This is a genomic window from Parvibaculum sp. (genome assembly GCF_035511255.1).
Taxonomy (GTDB): domain Bacteria; phylum Pseudomonadota; class Alphaproteobacteria; order Parvibaculales; family Parvibaculaceae; genus Parvibaculum.
On the sequence record NZ_DATKFR010000003.1, the window covers coordinates 1 to 18,303 of the forward strand.

The following is an 18,303-nucleotide window of genomic DNA, read 5'->3' on the forward strand; positions in this document are numbered from 1 at the left end:
CGTTCGGTGCTGATGCCATAGAAATGCTCCACCACGCCTTCCAGCTCGCCGATGTGTCTGACGCCGTATTGCGCCAGCAGTTGCTGATGGACCAACACGGGTGCGGGAAACACCCCCATGCCTCCCGCCGCGAACATCTTCCATCGCAGAAGGGTCGACGGTTCGAGCACCTGGAACAGTGGCTTGTTCTGAAGCGGACCGATGACCCGTTCGAGCTCCCGGCTCGCCAGCCGCGGGAAGACCTCGACTTCGCCTGACGCCTTCTTCTCAATTTCGAAGAGAGAAACATATGCCAGAAGGCGCCTGATTTCAGCCGGCTCTATGTCCGCGCGGTCGGGCATGGTTCGCTCGCCCTTTTTCAGATGCCAATAGTCCGCCGCCTCACGGAGAATTTCTGCCTCGAAGGTCGCATTGCAATCTACGAAGGTCGGCGGGTGGCTATTGCGAAAATAGGCGATCGCCTCCTCGACGAACATGGCGCTCTCCCGCAATGATGAGTTCTTCGACGCTACCGCCGCGAATCTTCTTTGCAAGCGAACCGGTCCATATCGCATCCAACTCCGGAACCGCAGGAGGCTTTCATGAGCCGGCCTCCTCGTGTCGGCCAAACTGATACGATTAATTGCGCGGGTCGGGCGTCAACCGGAGATAAGGTTTCAGCGCCTTCCAACCCTTGGGGAATTTCGTCTTCGCGACCTCGTCGGTCACGGAGGGGACGATGATCACGTCTTCGCCCGGTTTCCAGTTTACTGGCGTCGAAACCGAATAGCCGTCGGTCAGTTGCAGGCTGTCGATGACGCGCAATATTTCGTCGAAGTTGCGGCCCGCGGTTTGCGGGTAGGTAATGGTGAGCCGGATTTTCTTCGCCGGATCGACGACGAAGACGGTGCGCACCGTATAGACCTCGTCATGTTTGGGATGGATCATCCCGTAGAGCTTCGCGACCGCACGATCGGGATCGGCAATGATCGGGAAATTGAGCGCCGTACCCTGTGTCTCGCCTATGTCGGCTGCCCATTTCTTATGCGAATCGAGCGGATCAATCGAAAGGCCGATCGCCTTCACATTGCGCTTGTCGAATTCGGGCTTCAGCCGCGCCACATAGCCGAGTTCGGTCGTGCAGACCGGCGTGAAGTCGCGCGGATGGGAGAAGAGGATTCCCCACTTGTCGCCAAGCCACTCGTGAAACCCGATATGGCCATCCGTCGTATCTGCCTCGAAATCCGGAGCGATGTCGCCGAGTTGAACCGACATAGCCTTCTCCTTCCATTCACCACTAATCTGATCAGATTATTCAACAATACGAACACGGGAAAGAAAATATTTTGCTGCCGCGCGGGCGGCATCGATTTAACAACAAATAATCTGTGTAATTTTCTGGGAATTCGGGAATACGTGTTGGAACAAGGCCATGCGGGCGACGTTCGTCCGGTAAGCAGCGGGTTTCGCCGTTGCCCGTCAGGCCGCTGCGCTGACGGCATTTCTTTTGCGCTGCGGCCCTCACCTTCGACAGAGGGAGTTTTCATGGTCGATACACTTAAAGGTAGGCGCATCGCGATCGTCGCGGCCGACGGCTTCGAACAGGTCGAATTGATCGAGCCTCAGCGCGCGCTGGTCGATGCCGGCGCGACTGTCGAGGTCATCGCGCCCAAGGGCGGCCAGATCCAGGGCATGAACCACCAGGAGAAGGGCGACAAAATCAACGTGGACAAGACACTGGACGAAGCAAGGCCCGACGACTACGCGGCTCTTGTACTGCCGGGCGGCGTCGCCAATCCCGATTTCCTCCGAACCGACAGCCGCGCGGTCGGCTTCGTCAAAAGTTTCATGCAGGAGAAGAAACCGGTGGCCGCGATCTGCCACGGCCCGTGGACGCTGATCGAGGCCGACGCAGTCAGAGGCCGCAAGATGACCTCCTGGCCGTCGCTCAAGACCGACCTTCGCAATGCCGGCGCCAACTGGGTCGATCAGGACGTCGTGGTCGACAACGGCCTCGTCACCAGCCGCAAGCCGGGCGATCTATCGGCCTTCTGCAAAAAGATGATCGAGGAGTTTCGCGAAGGCAAACACCAGCGCGCGGCCCAGTAGCAAGGGCTAACGTCGGCGAGTGCCGGTCGGCTGCGAGCGTCTGTTGGTGACAAGATCGGTCGCTTGCCTTTTCAGCAGGGCGAGCGCGGCGCGGGGCCCGCTGGGGTCACGCTCCAAAGCGAGTTCCAGCGCCAGGCTGCGCGCGGCGGCGATGAAGAGACGTCGCCGCGCCTCGACTTCGGCGGGATCGGTGAAGCCGGCCGCGCGTGCGATCTCCCAGTGACCCTTGCGCGAGCGTGTTTCGATCTCGTCGCTGAGCGGCGCCAGCGCGGCCGCGAGCTTCGGGTCGCTGCGCGTCGCGAGTGTGATCTCCATCGCGGCGATGGCCCCCGGTTGGCAATGGAGTTCCCAGGCCTCCTCTGCAACGCAGATAAAACGTTCCATCGGATCACTGATCGGCTCGAGAACGAGCCTGTAATGGTCGAGATGTTCATCGAAGACATGGCTCATCACGGCGAGCATGAGATCGATGCGGGTCGGGAAGTGATGCAGCATCGCGCCGCGGCTCACCCCTGCGCGTTCGGCGACCAGGAGGACCGAGGTCGCCGGCAGGCCGAGCCGGCAAAGACAATCGATCGCGGCCGCTATGATTTTCCCGCGTGTGCCCGCGCTGCGCTCTTCCTGAGTGCGCCGGGGTTTCTTGCCGGGCGAAACGACGGCCACGGGGGAATCTCCATTGGCTGAAAGCAAGACGGGGCGGCGTTGCCGCCGCCCCGATCCGTTTTGCCGTCAGAAGCTGACGTCGAGGCCGACGCCAACCGTCCGGTAGGCTTCGTAAGGCGTGAACTGACTGTAACCCGTCGGCGACTGCGTTGCGATCACGCTTGGAATGAGCGTCGTGAAGATCGCGTTGAAACGTTTGTCGAGAAGGTTCCTGCCGTAGAGAGACAGTCTCCAGTTATCGGAGCCGACGCCGATCGTACCGCCAAGCAGACCGTATGACGACTGCGTGGTGGCCTGATAGATGGCCGGATCCGGATCGGCGCTGTAGTGGGTCTGGCTGCGCCAGTACCAGTTCAACCCGACAAAGCCCGTCAACTCATCAAGGACCGGACGCTCATACATGCCCGCGATCGTATAACTCCAGCGCGGCGTACCCGGCAGCATCTTGCCCGACGGGTCCTTGGACGGATCGCCGTTGCAATTGCAGTTCTCGCCGAAATTGGCGTTCACATAGGTTGCGGCGCCGGTCAGCGTCAGACCTTCGACGGGGCGCGCCATGAAGTCGAGTTCCACGCCCTGCGTTTCCAGCTTGGACGCGTTGACGATCTTGGAGCCAACCGGTGGCGTGACGCCGTCGTTGATCTGTGCCTGGAAGTCCTTGTAGGTCGCCTGGAAGACGGCGGCATTGAGGACAAGCTTGCGATTGAAAAGCGCGCTCTTCAATCCCAGTTCGTAGCTCGTCGGGATTTCCGGCTTAACGATCGCGGTGTCGTTCGCCGGATTGTAGTAGTTCAGAGCACCGATGCCGGGACCCTTGTATCCACGCGAGACCGTCGCATAGCCCATGACGTCCTTCGTGAAATCGTACTGCGCCCCAAGCTTCCAGGAGAAGTTGTTGTTGGACGTCTCCGCGGAGAAGGCATAGGGCGTCACATAGAGGATGCCGAACCCGGTCGACGGGCCGGTCACCGATCCGCCGCCCGACAGATTGTAGACGGCAGACGAATCACGGACGAAGTCGAGCTTCAATTCATCACGCGTCAGACGGCCACCGGCAATGAGCCGGAAGTCGTCGGCGACATGGACGGTACCCTGACCGAACGCGGCATAGCTGTTCGTCTTGACCTCCTGCTCGGTGGTCACCGTATCGATGATGCTCGACACACCCGGAAGGAACGTCGACGAAGGAACGCTGATGATCACGCCGGCGTCGCCGGTTTCGCTATCTCCGCCTTTCACTTCCTGGTGCCAGTAATAGAGACCGGCGACGTAGTCGATGAATTTTCCGGCAGGTGAGGTCAGACGCAGTTCCTGAGAGAACTGCTTCTGACTCTGATGTCCGCGATTGTCGTCCATCAGGGAAAGGGAGGTGCCGTCCGCGTCGAGACCGTCCTGTTCTTTCCAGAACCGGTAAGCTGAAATCGAGGTGAAAGTGAATTCGCCCGGCGTCCAGTTCATCTCGACGGAACCGCCTCCGGCGCTCACACGGGTGAACACCGGTCCATTGAGCGAGACATCGCCGTTTTTCGGGCCTGGCGTAATTCCTGCGGCGATCTGCGCGTCGTAGAGATAGTTCGTCAGGAAAGGAGCGAGAGAACTCTGGATGTTCTCCCGTTGCGTCCAGACGCAGCAATTGGCGTGACTGTGGGACCAGTCGCCAATGGCATAGAGACTGAAGTCGTTGGTCGGCTTCCAGAGATATTTTCCCTTCAGCCCGTACTCGTGCTTGTCGTTCAGATCCTCACCGTTGAACTTATTGTTCACCGTGCCGTCGTGATACGATTCATACCCCGTCAAGCGCAGAGCTGAATCGTCGGACACCGGCACATTGACCGTACCCTGAAGATGCCGCTCGTTATAAGAGCCGTACGAGACATGCGCATTGCCGCTGTATTCGCCGAGTTCCGGCTGGTTGGTGATAATCTGCACGAGGCCGGCTGAGGCGTTCTTGCCGAACAGCATACCCTGCGGCCCGCGCAGCACTTCGACGCGCGAGACGTCTGCGAAATCACCGAGGCCAGCCCCCGTGCGTCCCAACACGACGCCGTCGAGCACCGTCGCAACACTCTGTTCGATGCCCGGCGCGAAAGAAAAGGTACCGATGCCGCGCACCGCGAAACCTTCCGTACGCGAGGAGTTCGCATCGACGAACTGCACACTCGGCGCGGCATATTTGATCTGAGACGGTTCGGTGATGTGAAGGTCCTTCAACTGCTCACCGGTGACGACGGTGATCGCGACGGGAACCTTCTGCACGTTTTCCGTGCGCTTCTGCGCGGTGACGACGATTTCCTCGACGCCCTGCGACGCTTCCTTTGTCGGCGGTACGGCGGCTGGCGTCTCCACAGTCGTGGGTGTTGGCGACGCCGCCGGTTCGGCGGCCGATGCGGACATGACTCCAGCCCCGAGCGCGGCCACGGCCGCGCTCGCCCATAGAACGTACTTCATTGTTATCTCCCCCGGTCCGGCCACTACACGGCCAACCAATGACGCGCCCCTCCCGAAGGCGCATCATCAACCTAGGAGTGCAAGATACAAGCAGTCAAGACTGTTTCTTCGCCAAGAGGAAAGGTGCCGCCGCCTGACGTCGCGTCAGCGGCGAGAGGGCCGCGAAGAAAAATTTCCGAAGACGATACGATACGGCGCCGCAAACACATTTCACGGCCTTAAGAGGGAATCACCCATGCATGAAAAAGGCGGCCCCTTTCGGCGCCGCCTTTCGAGACGTGCATCTGTGTCGCTCGGCGTTACTTCGCGACTGCGATCCAGAGCTGCGCGAGCTGGGCAAGCTTGGGGTCCTTGACGGAGGAGAAAGCCTTGCGGGCCGATGCCGCGTCACCCTTGGCGCGATAGGCCTGACCGAGGTGAAGGCGCGCAAGATCGGCTTCCGGGAAGGTTGAGGCGAGCGCGTCCTTGTAGAGCGCGATCGCCTTGTCGGGCTTGCCATAGGAGGCATAGGCCTCGGCCAGGGCCGCCTTGGCCTTGGGTGTGCCGGCGGTGGCCTGGAGCGTCGGTGCGTCCTGCGCCGCCTGCTGCTTTGCCATGGTCTGGAGACGCTGCTCGCGCGATTTGTTCTTGCCGCCGAGTACGCCAGCCGCGAAGCCCTTCTCCATCACGCTCTCGGCCTCGCCCGGCAGGCCGAGCTGGATCGCGAGCTGCGCCATCTCGACATAATCGTCGGAGGATTTGAGCGTTCCGGCCGCAAGCTTCAGCCGATAGACCTCGAAGCTCATCCGGTCGGACTTGCCGAGGTCTGCTTCGACGAGATTGAGGAGGTCGCCCATATAGGTCGGCGTCGGATAATTCGCGACCAGCACCGTCAGAGCCTCGCGCTGGCCGGCCTTGTCGTTCTGATGGAAGGCCGAGGAGAGCCAGAGCTGGAGCACTGTCTCGTCCGGCTTGCGGCCGGCCGCCTTCGCCGAGGCGGCGAGCGCCTTCGCCGAAGCCTCGGCATTCGGATAGTCCTTCTGCAGGTAATAGGCCTGGGTCACGAGTTGCTGCAGCTCGGCATCCGCGCCCGCTTCCTGCTGGTACTGCTTGGCGAAGGAAATCGCCTTGCCGTAGTTCTTGACCGAGTAATTGAGCTGCACCAGCGTCTTCAGGCGCTGCGGGCGCTCCTTCGCCGGTACCTGGCCGGTCGCGAGGGCCGCTTCCGCCGACTGCGCCGCCGAGCCGTAATCCTTCAGCTTCACGCTCAGGAAAGTCGAAAATTCATTGATGACGAAGGTTTCATAGGCGGTTTTGCCGGAGATGGCATTCGCTTCCTTCACCTTCTTCATGGCGTCGGAGAACTTGTTCGCCTTGGCGAGATCCTGCGCTTCCTTGAGCGGCTTGCCGACAGCGGCGCCGACTGTCGGTTCAGCGGCCTGCGCCGCGGACGCGCCGAGGATATCCGTCAGCGCGGGCGGCGAGGCGAAAGGCAGCAGCATCAGGCCCGCCAGCGCGGCGGTGACAAACAAGCTTTTCACACGGATCTCTCGCATCGATCTCTCCTGACTCACGCTACCAGCCCGGCGACGGGCGCATTCCGCTGAATGCCTACCACGTCCGGGTCCTGCAAACTTGCCTCTTAATGTTCGGATCAAGCCGAACGAACTGCAACCATTGCCTTTCATGACGAGGCGAAATTTCCGCCTCAGTCCATATATTGTTCGTTGCCGACGAAGCCGATGCGCGTGACACCGAGGCGCTGGGCGGCGGCAAGCACCTTGGCGACGTAGTCATACTTGACCAGACGGTTGGGCTTCAGGTGGATTTCAGGCTGGGGATCCTGCGCCGCAGCGGCCTTCAGGTACTCGTCGAGAAGCGCCGTATTGGGCACGGCGACGCCGTTCCAGAACACGGTCCCGTCGAAGTCGAGTTCGAGATCGACCACCTGCGGCTCCACCTCGGGCGGCGGGGTCTGCACGTTCTGCGGCATATCGAGCTTCACCGCCTGGGTCTGGATCGGAATGGTGATGATGAGCATCACCAGCAGAACGAGCATCACGTCGATCAACGGTGTCGTGTTGATCTCCATCATCGGCTCGTCGTCCTTGCCGCCTCCGACATTCATTGCCATCGCGGATTCTCCTGTGCTGATACTTACTCGGCCGCGCCGCGATCTGGCTCGGTGATGAAGGCGACCTTCTGGATGCCGCCGCGCTGGCAGTCCACGATCACCTTGCCGATGAACTCGAAGCGGGCTTCCTTGTCGCCGCGCACATGGATTTCAGGCTGCGGCACCTTCACCGCCGCTTCCTTGATCCTGACGAGCAGCGCCGCGTTGTCCGCCATCTTCTCGCTGTTCCAGTAGACCGCCCCGTCGTGATCGACTGCCAGCACGATGTTTTCGGGCTTGGTCTGCGTCGCGACGTTGTTCGCCTTGGGCAGCGAGACCGGGACGGTCTGGATCGCGACCGGGATCGTGATCAGGAAGATGATCAGCAGCACCAGCATGACGTCGACCAGCGGCGTCGTGTTGATGGCCGACATCACTTCGTCCTCGGCATCGGACCCACCGACGTTCATCGCCATGTCGAACCTCCTCCGCCGCAATGGGAGTTCTTCATGCTCAGACCGCCTGACCCATCAGGATGCGGGTCTGTACATCCGTCGAGAAGCGGCGGGCCATCGCGAGCGCCGCCTTGTTGCGGCGGGCGAGCCAGTTGTAGCCGAGCACCGCCGGAACGGCGACGGCGAGACCGATCGCCGTCATGATGAGCGCTTCGCCGACCGGACCCGCGACCTTGTCGATCGAGGCCTGGCCCGCGACGCCGATCGCGATCAGCGCGTGATAGATGCCCCAGACCGTGCCGAAGAGGCCCACGAACGGCGCCGTCGAACCGACGGTGGCGAGGAAGGCGAGACCGCCCTGCAGACGCGACGCGAAGATATCCATCGACTGGTTGAGCGCCTGCGACGTCCACTCGATCAGATCGATGCCCTGATCGTGCAGCGCCTTGCGATGCTGCTCATAGGCGTCGAGACCGTCGACCGCGATGGCGCGGAATGTGTTGCGCGCCGGAAGCGCGGCGATGCCGAGCTTGACCGTATCGGCCGGGCCGAACTTTTCAGCGGCGGTGTTGGCCTGAGAGAATATTTTCTGAATGTCGAGGAGCTTCGTGATGAGGATATACCAGGAACCCATCGACATCAGCGCAAGGATCAACAGCGTACCGCGCGCGACGAAATCGCCCTGCCCCCACAAGGCCGAAAGGCCGTACGGGTTGGCATCCGGCGCCGCCGCGCTCTCGGCCATCGGACCTTCCGCCGCGGGTGCGCCTGCTTCCTCGCCCGGAGACGCGGGCGTCTCGCCCGCCGTCGGCGCCGGGGTTTCGGCGGCAGGAGCATCGGTCGCGGCGGGAGCCGCCGGGGCGGGATCCTCGGCACGAACAGGCGTTACGCCGCCGGCAAGGGCGGTGGCGAGGAAAAGCGCCGCGGCAGCCACGGCAATCCTGGAACTCACTCGAAAGAACGTCATAACACTCTATCCTCTGGGGTCACTTGGTTGTGCCGGCACGCGCCGGCACTCGTCTCGTTAGCGATTCAACTCGCCTCATTCAGCTTGAAGACCACGGCGAAGCGAATGGCCGACGCCACGGCCTTTCCACCGCGCATGGCCGGCTTGAAGTGCCACCGGGCCAGCGCCTGTTTGACCGCGGCATTGTCGAGCAGCGGGAAGCCGCTCGACTGCGCCACGGACGCATCCACGACATCGCCGGTTTCGGAAATCTGGAGGAGGAGCACCACGCGCCCCTCCTGCCCTGCGCGACGCGCCGAAGGCGGATAAGGCGGCCGGCTGTTGCCGCGTCCATCGGCGACCGCCGGCGTATAAGGAATGGTTTCAGTCGGCTCCGGCTTCTTCTCCGACTGGATTGCCGTGATTGCAGCGGGTGGAGGCGTCGGCGTATTGATGACGATCTCCGGCTTCGGCACGAAAGCCTGGGGCTCGATCAATTTCGGAGGCGGCGGGGGCGGAGGTGTATCCTCCGGCTGCACTTTCTGCTCATCCAGAATGGCAACCTGAAGTGGCGCCTTGACCAGCTCGACGACTTTCGTGCCGAGACCGCTCGCCAACGCCCAGATCAGAAGCGCGTGAATCAGGATGACGACACCGAGACCGAGACCGCGGCTGATTCCCGGTTGTTCATCCGAATATGTCAGCATACTGCTCATAGGACCTCCGTGATTTCCGTTACGCGTTCACACGGTTTGAAATCGTTCATACTTGGCCTTGCCCGTTAGAACGGGCTGTCTCCATAAACAGACGTGATGGGACGCGCGCCGCTCGTTGCCTCCGCACGCCCGCAAACCGCGAGCGCCGTCAGCGCATAGATCAGCGCGCTGTCGCCGAGATCCTTCTTCGTCGGTCTCCAGCGGCGCATCCCCGTCGTGACCGCCGGAATGCGATGCATGTTGAAGACGTTCTGGTCGCGCCACATGCTTGAATAAACCGGGTTGGCGCGCTCGAGCTTCGTGCCGAAAGTGAGTTCGGTCGCCGCGTCGACGGCGGCGACGAGCGGAGCGACGGCGTCCGGGCTCGCCTCGAAGCCATGCCGCACGACCAACGGCTCGATGTCGAAGCCCTCGAGATCAAGCGTGCGGAGGAGCCGCGTCAGTTCGTGCTGCACGTCGGCGGCCTTCTGCTTGGCGGTCAGGCCCGCTTCCATGTAGATCGAGCAGACTTCCGTCCCGGCGCCGAAGGAATAGGGAATGCCGGCGCGCACGGAATCGATTTGCACCTTCGGCACCGAAATGCCGCCCGGCGTCTCGTAACGGTTGCGGACCTCATAGGCGCGGCTCCACTCGTGCAGCGCCTCGATGACGCCGCCGAGCCGATAGATCGGATTGGGATGGTTCGACACCTTCTCCGGATGATCGAGAATGGGCGTGAAGATGCCCTGCCCGAAAATGCGGATGCGAAAGACGACATAGCCGCAGCCCTGCCAGGTGAGGCCGAAATCGGTTCCCTCCGCGGCGATGGCGAAGTCGGGCGCCACGCCGCCGTGATGGAAGAGGTAATGCGCGCCGATATCCTTGCCGAGATATTCGACGCCGCGGCGGTCCTCGATCGGCTCCGGCCCGATCTCGCCGGGACATGCGGTCAGATAGAGCTTGCCCGCGAGCGGAATGCCGGCCTGCTTCAAGGCTTTCGCCGCAATCAAGAAGCAGCTCATCGGTCCGCGATCGTTCGCGATCGGATAGCCGTAGAGAACGTCGTCTTCCAGCCAGCATTCGAGCCATTCGCGGTTGGCCAGCGTCTCCGGCCGGTATTTCGCCGCGTCGAGATCCGGCTCGTAGGTCGGGCTTTCAGTGTCGAGATGCGCCGTGAAGAGGAGATTGTGCCCGTCGCCTGCCCCACCATATTCGCCGATGACGTTCTGACGGGAGGGTGTCGCGCCGACGCTGCGCGGCCCGAAGCCTTCCTTCTCCATCCAGTCGAAGACGAACTTGCTCGCTGCCGCCTCGCTGCGCGACGGTGCAGGAATGTTGCCGAGCGTCAGCGCGAGATCGCACAATTCATCGACGTCGATCTTTGCCGCGATCGCCTGCCGCTCGTCGTCGCTGATCTTGAAAGGCGCCGCCGCATTGAGGTTGAAATAATCGCCCATCACGCACCCGCCCCAGCTTTGAGACCGGCCGGAACCGCTAGTTCGCCCCACGCCGCCTCGACCTCCGACGTCGTCACCGGAATGGCGCAGTTGAGGGTCAACGCCCGGAGCGAGCCCTGGTGGACCTCTTCCTCATAAGCCGCGCAAGCATCCTCGACGAGGAATACATGGAAATCGCGATGGAATGCATCGCGTACGGTGCAATCCACGCAGCACTCCGTCGTGATCCCGCAGACGACCAGCGTGTCGATGCCTCGAGCGCGCAACTGCGCCTCGAAATCCGTGCCGATGAAGGCGCTGTATTTCGGCTTGCCGACGACGAGTTCCCCTTCGCGAGGTTTGGGATCGCAGAACTCGACCCCGGGGGTGCCGATCCGGCAGATCGCCATTTCCTCGTCTGGCGTTCGCCCGCGCCGACGCATCCACTCCTTCCAGGAGGGCGAATCCGTTTCAGGCGACGTCTGAAGTGCAACAAAAATGACCGGCACGCCTGTGCGCCTTGCCTCATCGACGAGCAATTCCGCCCTGGCGAGTGCAGGCTTCAGCACGGATACATCGACCCCCGCCCGTCCCAGAAGACCCTCGGGCGCCGCGAAATCGACCTGGATGTCGATCACGACGAGAGCGGTCCGCGCCGGATCGATCCACTGCGGAAGGCCGTCGGCCGTGATGTTGTCGGCACCGGGGCTTGCGTCGAGGGTCACGCGAACACCCCCTTCAGCGCCGGCAGGATTTCCTTGCCGAACGTCGTCAAGCCTTCGACATAGTCGGGAAAAATCAGCATGACGCCGTCGAGTTCGCCCTCGACGAGCAGCTTTTCGATTTCGCGGCGGCAGGTTTCCGGCGTTCCGATCGCGGTCTGCGTCATGAAGGCATTGCGGGCCCGCACGACCATCGGATTGTCGCGCCCGTCGGGATCGATCCCGTAACTCCGCATCATGCCCTTGACCGCTCCCTCGTCCACGCCGGCGCGGTAGTAGTTCGCCAGCGCCTGCGCGTCGGAATCGGTCTCGGCCGTAATCACGGTACACATACAGAAACTCTTGATACTCGTCTCATACTCGGCTGCGATACGCTTCGCGAGCCTGCTTATCTCCCTGGTATCTGCAAGATCGCGGCCACCTATGAAGCAGGCATCGGTGTTGCGGACGGTGAACCGCAGTCCACGTTCGGAATTGCCGGCGCAGATCATGTAGGGGCGCGGCTTCGAGACCGGTTTCGGCTCCGATACGCACTCCTTGAACTGGAAGAATTTCCCATCAAAGCTCACGCTTTCCTCGCTCCAGAGCCTGCGCACGAGCGTTGTCCACTCCTCCGCATATTCGTAGCGATCGTCATGATTGAGCGTGTCGTCCCAGGCGCCCATCTGGTCGAACTCGTCCTTGAACGAGCCGGAGACGATGTTGAGCCCGGCCCGGCCGCCGCTGATCTGATCGAGCGTGGCGATCATCTTTGCGGCAACTGCCGGATTTTGCAGCAGCGTATGCACCGTCGCGATGAGCTTGGCCTTCTTCGTGACCTCGGCGATCCCCGCCATCATCGTCACGGATTCGAGCGTCGTGCCCCAATGATCGGTCTTGCCGCCGAAGCCGCGCCATTTGCCCATGGACATGATGAAATCGAGGCCGATTTCATCCGCCAGAATGGCCGCTTCGCGGTTTTGGCGATACGAGCCGTCCAGCGTCGGCGCATTCTCGGAAATGATCCACCCGCCATTGGCGATGGGAAGGAAAACGCCGAATTCTCTTTTTCCATTTTTCATATCGGTCTCCATCAAAGGACGAAACGCGCGCGCGGCTCGACGGGCGCGGCTTCCTCGGCGTCCGCCGCCTTTGCCTCGACAAATCGCGGCGGGCGCATGACGGTCACGGCAAGGAACACAACGGCCGGCACGATCGAGAAGGCGAGAAAGGCCGGCACGAAACTACCCGTGGTGTCGCGAAGATGACCGCCCAGCCATGGCCCGCAGGAGGCGAGCGTCGCGGCAAGATTCATGATCGAGAAGAGCTCAAGGTAAGGCTTGCGGCCGTAGTAATTCGTAAGCAGGACGCTGGTCGCGAGAAATGTCGCGCCATAGCCGACGCCAATGCCGATCGCGTAGATGATGAGAAACGGAAATGTCGTCGCGAAACTCAGCGCGACCATGCCCATGATGAGAAACAGAAGCGATCCGAGCAGCAGGAATTTCGGTTCCACATATTCCCCGATGAAGCCGCTGAGAACGCGCGACAGAGAATTGAGGAAAGCCTCGATGCTGAGAAGGCTTCCCGCCATCGCCATCGAAATGCCGCGCTCGGAAAGATGCGCGACCGACAGGCTGTTGACGGTGATCCCGCAGAGCAGGAAGGAAATATAGGCGGCCGAGATGATGTAGAACTGCGGCGTTCTCAACGCGAGCGGCGCCGTCCAGGCTTGCTTCGTCATATAGACGCCGGGCGCCGCCCGTGCGGCGGCCGCCGCTTCGACCTCCGCGGCGGCGCGACGCTCTTCCTCGTCTTCCCGCAACACGAGAATGATCGCAAGACCCGCGATCGCGGTCGCAACGGCAACGATCATCCAGTGCATGCGCCAGTCGCCCCATATCGCCATGGCGCTGAAATAGATGAACGGGCCGATAATGCCGCCGAGTCCGCCAATCGTGAAGTAGATGCCGAAGGCAATCGACTGCTTCTCAAAGGCGCGCGCGATGACGTAGGTGCCGGGAACGGTCGAGACGAAGGAAAAGCCTGTGCCCGCCAGCGTGGTGCCAACGAAATAGAGCCAGACGGAGTGGGTTGCGAACAGGCTGAGAAAGCCCGCGACGAGCAAGACCGTTCCGATGAGAACGGTCACGCGCACGCCGTACCGCCGGATCGTCATGGCGGGCGGATAGCTCGACAATCCACAGGAGATGCCGAGCAGCGTGAAGCCGAGGCCCGCCGACGTCCAGTCCCAGCCGAGATCCTTGACCATGCTCGGCAGAACGACTCCAAGCGACGTGAAGGTCGCCGCCGTCACCAGAAAGAACATCAAGCTGAAGACCGACAGAACGAGCCACGGGTAGTACTTACCTCGACGCGAATTCATGTTGGCCTCCAGCTTGATTACGCTACTGACGTATGGATATCGATTAGAACGTGTACTTCAGCGAGAGACGCCATTCGCGACCCTTGCCCGGAAGCACGGCGGCATCCGAGTAGAGATCGGCGAGCGGTGTGAAGTAGGTCTCGTCGAAGATGTTGTCGACATTCAGGGAGACCTGCACGTTGCCCAGGGCATAGAACGCGGAGGCCTGAACGAGCGTGTAGGCGGGATACTTGACCGAGACGCCGGTGATCTTGCCCGTGGTGCTCGTCACATGCGTCGCACCGAGCGTTCCACCCGCCTGTCCCCAATCATACTTGTCGGTCGTATAGGTGCCGAAAAGGCTGGTCGTGGATTGCGGGATCGTGCCGTCTTCGTAGTTGCCGGTCTGGCCGAGTCCTGCAACGCCGTTATAGGAAGCACAGGCGCCGCCGTAGTACTGCGTCGGATCGGTGTAGCCATAGACCGAGCAGGGCACGATGTAGTAGCTCGTGTCCGGTCCCTTGATCGTCGTCTTCTGCAAGTTGCCGGCGAAGGTGAAGCTCAGATTTTCCGTCGCGAGATAGCGCGCTTCGAGTTCGACGCCCTTGGCAACCGTCCCCACCACCGTGTTGCTGATTTGCGCGAAACGCGTGCGCTCCTGGCGATAGGCATCGAGCGTGCCGGTGACGACCGCGTCGAAAAGCGAGAACTTCACACCGACTTCGTTGAGCTTGCCGTCCGAAATCCAGGCATCGTTGATGACGAGGCTCGGCGACACTTCACCGGCCTGGCCGATTTCGACGGCGGATGTCTTGGCGTGAGTGATATAGGGATTGATCCCCATATCGGTAATGAGCATCAGGCTGGCGCTGTAGGTGAAGCGTCCGGCGCGGCCATCGAAATCCTGACCGAGCGGGTAGCTCCAGTTGAGGGAGCCATCATCGACCGTCTCGACATTGTAATGGTCGTACCGGCCGCCCAGCGTCAGATCCAGCATGCCGTATTTGATGTCGCTGATCGCGAAGATGCCGGCATCGCCCCACTTCGTGCTGATGTCGGTCTCCCAATCCTGTCCACCATCGGCCGTGAAGGGGCTGTCCATGATGTCGGTGGGCGTCGCGCCGTAGCTCAGATCGCGGCGATCCACGGCGATACGTCCGGAGTTGAAGCTCTCCTTCGCATTGGCGTCGTAATGGCGATAGCCGCCGCCGATGCTGTTGTCGATGGTGATGCCGGTGCCCTTCGGCTGCAGGGAGAAATTGTAGGTGACGCGCCCTTCGCCGACCCAGCTGTCATAAGCCCCGGGATAGCCGTAGCTCACGAAGCGTTCGTTCTCGAGGCTGTCGTAGAAGAGCTGGAACTTGAGTTCGGATCCGTCGGAAAAGGCCTTGACGAAATCGTGATAGAGCGTCGCCGTCCAGGTTTCCGAAAAATCCGCGTCGCTCACATAAACCGTATGACGGCTGAGTTGCGTCTTGCCGACGCCGGTATCGAGCGTCGCTGCGTCGCCCACGCCGCCATATCCACCATTGGTCAGCGAGCCGTTGGGCGTCGTGATTTCGCTCGGATCGAGATCGCCGTCTCCATTGGCGTCGATGAGGCTCGTATCGCGGCCCGTGATATAGGTGCCGTTGTCGATGAGATCCTGCGTGACGCGGTTCCAGCCGGGGGTCTGAACATATCCCTCAGCGTGGTAAACCATGCCGCCGGTCGCAGTCGACCAGCCGTTGGCGAAGTTGAAGTTGGTCGCGAGCTGCGCCATCTGGTGCTTGGGGTGGATGCCGTCGTAGTAGCTGTCGGAATCCTCAAGCTCCGCATAGAGATAGGCACCGCCCTTGACTTCGCCCAGCGTGATCGGAGCGCCCGCCTCGGCGGCGAGATTCTTTTTGCCGTAGGATCCCACCGTCAGGTCGAACGCGCTGGTAAGATCGCTCATATAGGTGCCGTCCTCGAGCTTCGTCGTCTTCGGCTCGAAGTTCAGCAGGCCGCCGACCTTGCCGGGCCCGAAATTCGGCGTCGGCGCGCCGCGGATGATGTCGATACGCGAGGCGGCGCCGACCGGTGTTTCATAGGTGCCGCGGTTCTCGATGCGCTTGAAGCCGCGATAATAAGTCTCCGCGAGCGTGCCGCGGACATTGACGGAGCCGGAGACGCCGTAAAAGCTCGATGTGTAAGTGCCGGGCGACGTCGCGATAAGATCGTCGACGGTCTGGATGCCATAACGCTCGAGCGTGGTATCGGAGACAAAGCTCGCAGCGCGCGGCGTTTCCTGCAGTGACTTGTTGAGCCCGAAGAGCAAGTCGTTCGGCTCGAGTTCGAGCAGGCCGGCCTTGTCGCGCTCGGAGATGACGGTCATCTCGCCCGCGTTGTAAATCGACGAAGCGGGAACAGCCGCGTCGGTCGTGCCGGACGCCGCCTTATCGGTCGTCGTCGCCTCGGCCGTCGTTGTCGTGGTCACCGTCTCGGCTGCCCTGGCGCCCGGCGCGACCGCAATGACGGCCGTCGTCAGAAGCAGGGCAGGACAAACATACTCACTCAAGCGGTTCATGCTTACGCCCCCATTCTTTATCTGCACACGGCTGACGACGACCCCCCAGAGGCCGCTATCGCCGCACTGCAGCAAAGATCGCAAGACGTGTGCCAATTAGTTAATACATTGATTCTATTAATTTTTATCCACTACTCGCGGCTTTGGAGCCACTCTTCGGCGGCCTGATCTGATGGGGTTTGTCATCGTCCTTTTGCAAATGCTCACTTCGTAATCAGGCAAGGGTGCCCAATCAGGAAATAGACAAGAACATGTGCGCCTGAGGATGCCGTCGGCACCGCCGGTCCCCGGCCGATGCGCCGCCGGTCAAACTATTGGGTCCCTCGATCCTAGTTGCCGGAACGCCCGCCTCGGCGACACGCCGCCTGCTGCTCAAAAAGGCGGACAAGGCGTCTTCGCCCGCTACAAAGGCACGAATGCTCAATTCCTGTTCAGGACGTGCGATGGAAGCCGGCAAGCCGCCCAGCCCAAAGGAACTGGCGTCTCAGTGCAAGACCTGGTCCGGGTTTCGCATCAAGAATTGAGGAAGATGCGTAACGGTGAGAGGACCACGGCGATGGACATGGATCTGAAGGTGAAAACGCGCGAGCTGAAGCCCGGCTTCGGCGCCGAGCTTCTCGACGTCGATCTCAGATCGGCGGATTCCGAAACGCTCGATCATGTCGTCCGTGCCTTTCACAAGCACGGCGCCATCCTGCTGCGCGATCAGAACATGACGCCCGATGCGCTTCTCTCCTTCATCGGTCTCTTCGGCGAGCCGGAGGATCACACGCAGAAGCAGTTCACCCTGCCCGGCTATCCGAAGATTTTCATTCTGTCGAACCGCATCGTCGATGGACGACCGATCGGCGCGCATAATGACGGCGTCGGCTGGCACACCGATTATTCTTACAAGGCCGAGCCTGTCATGAGCACGATGCTCTATGCGGTGGAGGTGCCTGAAGAAGGCAGCGACACCTTGCTCGCCGACTGCTGCGCGGCGTATGACGCCTTGCCCGAGGAAAAGAAGAAAGAGCTCGATGGTCTCGTTCTTCATCACAGCTATCAATATTTCATGGCGACCCGCGAATTCGGCCGCGCCGAATTGACCGAACAGCAGAAAGCGGAGAACCCCGACGTCTATCATCCGCTGATCCGCACACATCCGGCCGACGGACGCAAGGCGCTCTGGGTGAGCACCGGTACGGTCAAGGGCATCGAAGGCATGGACACGGACGAAGCGCTCTCCCTTATCGACGAACTCGTCGAATTCGTGACGCAGGACAAGTTCGTCTTTCGCCACAAGTGGCGCGTCGGCGACATTCTGATGTGGGACAACCGCTGCACTCTGCATACCGGGACGCTATACGACGACACGAAATACGTCCGACAGATGTACCGCATGTGGGTCAAGGGCGATCGTCCGTACTGATCCCGGCCTTTCAACTCCGACACGACAGGTAATCGAATGACGGCGCAAAAAAAGCGCGGCTGGCTGATCACGGGCGTGAGCAGCGGATTGGGACGTGCGATCGCGGAGGCGGCACTCGCCGCCGGAGACACGGTGGCGGGCACGGTTCGTAACGCCGCCGACAAGGCAGCTTTCGCGGAACTCGCCCCCGGGCGTGCATTCGGCTTCATTCTCGATGTGCGGGACGAAGCGAGCGTCGGAACGACCATCGAAGCGGTCGAGAAGGTGCTCGGCGGAATCGACATTCTCGTCAACAACGCCGGCTACGGCCTGATCGGCGCGGTCGAGGAAACGAGCCTCGCCGAAATCCGCGCGCTCTTCGACGTCAACGTCTTCGGCGCCATCGCGGTGCTCCAGGCCGCCATTCCCTTCATGCGCGCGCGGCGCGCCGGTCACATCATCAACGTGACCTCGGT

Annotated in this window: 17 protein-coding genes; 3 read left to right on the plus strand and 14 right to left on the minus strand. The window is 61.5% G+C overall.

Annotated features, from left to right (window positions below):
• Both VMR03_RS00025 and VMR03_RS00030 read right to left on the minus strand, forming a co-directional pair.
• Positions 1-476 (minus strand): PAS domain-containing protein (locus VMR03_RS00025; protein WP_325401012.1); only part of this gene is annotated, 476 nt, incomplete at its 3' end.
• A 142-nt stretch (positions 477-618) separates the two neighbouring features.
• Complete coding sequence (locus VMR03_RS00030) at positions 619-1,254, minus strand: peroxiredoxin (protein ID WP_325401014.1); 636 nt, start codon at positions 1,252-1,254, stop codon at positions 619-621.
• A 270-nt stretch (positions 1,255-1,524) separates the two neighbouring features.
• Between VMR03_RS00030 and VMR03_RS00035 the strand changes: the two genes are divergently transcribed.
• The gene (locus VMR03_RS00035) at positions 1,525-2,088 is read left to right on the plus strand and encodes a type 1 glutamine amidotransferase domain-containing protein (RefSeq protein WP_325401016.1); all 564 of its coding nucleotides are present in this window, start codon (positions 1,525-1,527) and stop codon (positions 2,086-2,088) included.
• A gap of 6 nt (positions 2,089-2,094) precedes the next feature.
• Here the strand turns inward: VMR03_RS00035 and VMR03_RS00040 are convergent, their stop codons facing one another.
• The 12 genes from VMR03_RS00040 to VMR03_RS00095 form a co-directional block, all read right to left on the minus strand.
• On the minus strand, positions 2,095-2,751 hold the full coding sequence (locus VMR03_RS00040; RefSeq protein ID WP_325401018.1) for a TetR/AcrR family transcriptional regulator: 657 nt from the start codon (positions 2,749-2,751) through the stop codon (positions 2,095-2,097).
• A 66-nt stretch (positions 2,752-2,817) separates the two neighbouring features.
• Positions 2,818-5,199 (minus strand): TonB-dependent receptor, encoded by a 2,382-nt coding sequence (locus tag VMR03_RS00045; RefSeq protein ID WP_325401020.1) that lies wholly within the window; start codon positions 5,197-5,199, stop codon positions 2,818-2,820.
• A 299-nt stretch (positions 5,200-5,498) separates the two neighbouring features.
• The gene (locus tag VMR03_RS00050; protein ID WP_325401022.1) at positions 5,499-6,719 is read right to left on the minus strand and encodes a tetratricopeptide repeat protein; all 1,221 of its coding nucleotides are present in this window, start codon (positions 6,717-6,719) and stop codon (positions 5,499-5,501) included.
• A gap of 167 nt (positions 6,720-6,886) precedes the next feature.
• Positions 6,887-7,312, minus strand: coding sequence for a biopolymer transporter ExbD (locus VMR03_RS00055; RefSeq protein WP_325401024.1), 426 nt, complete (start codon positions 7,310-7,312; stop codon positions 6,887-6,889).
• 23 nt (positions 7,313-7,335) lie between these two features.
• Positions 7,336-7,767, minus strand: a complete 432-nt coding sequence (locus tag VMR03_RS00060) for a biopolymer transporter ExbD (protein WP_325401026.1) — start codon at positions 7,765-7,767, stop codon at positions 7,336-7,338.
• Between the two features lie 37 nt (positions 7,768-7,804).
• Complete coding sequence (locus VMR03_RS00065; RefSeq protein ID WP_325401028.1) at positions 7,805-8,713, minus strand: MotA/TolQ/ExbB proton channel family protein; 909 nt, start codon at positions 8,711-8,713, stop codon at positions 7,805-7,807.
• Positions 8,714-8,778: 65 nt separating this feature from the next.
• Positions 8,779-9,408 (minus strand): energy transducer TonB, encoded by a 630-nt coding sequence (locus VMR03_RS00070; protein WP_325401030.1) that lies wholly within the window; start codon positions 9,406-9,408, stop codon positions 8,779-8,781.
• A 65-nt stretch (positions 9,409-9,473) separates the two neighbouring features.
• Entirely contained in the window at positions 9,474-10,844 is a 1,371-nt protein-coding gene (locus VMR03_RS00075) for a peptidase M20 (protein WP_325401032.1), read from the minus strand.
• On the minus strand, positions 10,844-11,548 hold the full coding sequence (locus tag VMR03_RS00080) for an isochorismatase family cysteine hydrolase (protein WP_325401034.1): 705 nt from the start codon (positions 11,546-11,548) through the stop codon (positions 10,844-10,846). The genes VMR03_RS00075 and VMR03_RS00080 overlap by 1 nt, the downstream gene beginning before the upstream one ends.
• Positions 11,545-12,606, minus strand: coding sequence for an LLM class flavin-dependent oxidoreductase (locus tag VMR03_RS00085; protein WP_325401036.1), 1,062 nt, complete (start codon positions 12,604-12,606; stop codon positions 11,545-11,547). The genes VMR03_RS00080 and VMR03_RS00085 overlap by 4 nt, the downstream gene beginning before the upstream one ends.
• An 11-nt stretch (positions 12,607-12,617) precedes the next feature.
• Positions 12,618-13,910, minus strand: coding sequence for a CynX/NimT family MFS transporter (locus VMR03_RS00090; protein WP_325401038.1), 1,293 nt, complete (start codon positions 13,908-13,910; stop codon positions 12,618-12,620).
• 43 nt (positions 13,911-13,953) lie between these two features.
• The gene (locus VMR03_RS00095; RefSeq protein ID WP_325401040.1) at positions 13,954-16,437 is read right to left on the minus strand and encodes a TonB-dependent siderophore receptor; all 2,484 of its coding nucleotides are present in this window, start codon (positions 16,435-16,437) and stop codon (positions 13,954-13,956) included.
• 529 nt (positions 16,438-16,966) lie between these two features.
• On the opposite strand from VMR03_RS00095, the gene VMR03_RS00100 reads away from it, so the two are divergent.
• Positions 16,967-17,848: a TauD/TfdA family dioxygenase gene (locus VMR03_RS00100; protein ID WP_325401042.1), complete on the plus strand. Its 882-nt coding sequence runs from the start codon at positions 16,967-16,969 to the stop codon at positions 17,846-17,848.
• 36 nt (positions 17,849-17,884) lie between these two features.
• The coding region (locus VMR03_RS00105; RefSeq protein WP_325401044.1) for an SDR family NAD(P)-dependent oxidoreductase at positions 17,885-18,303 on the plus strand (419 nt) is incomplete at its 3' end.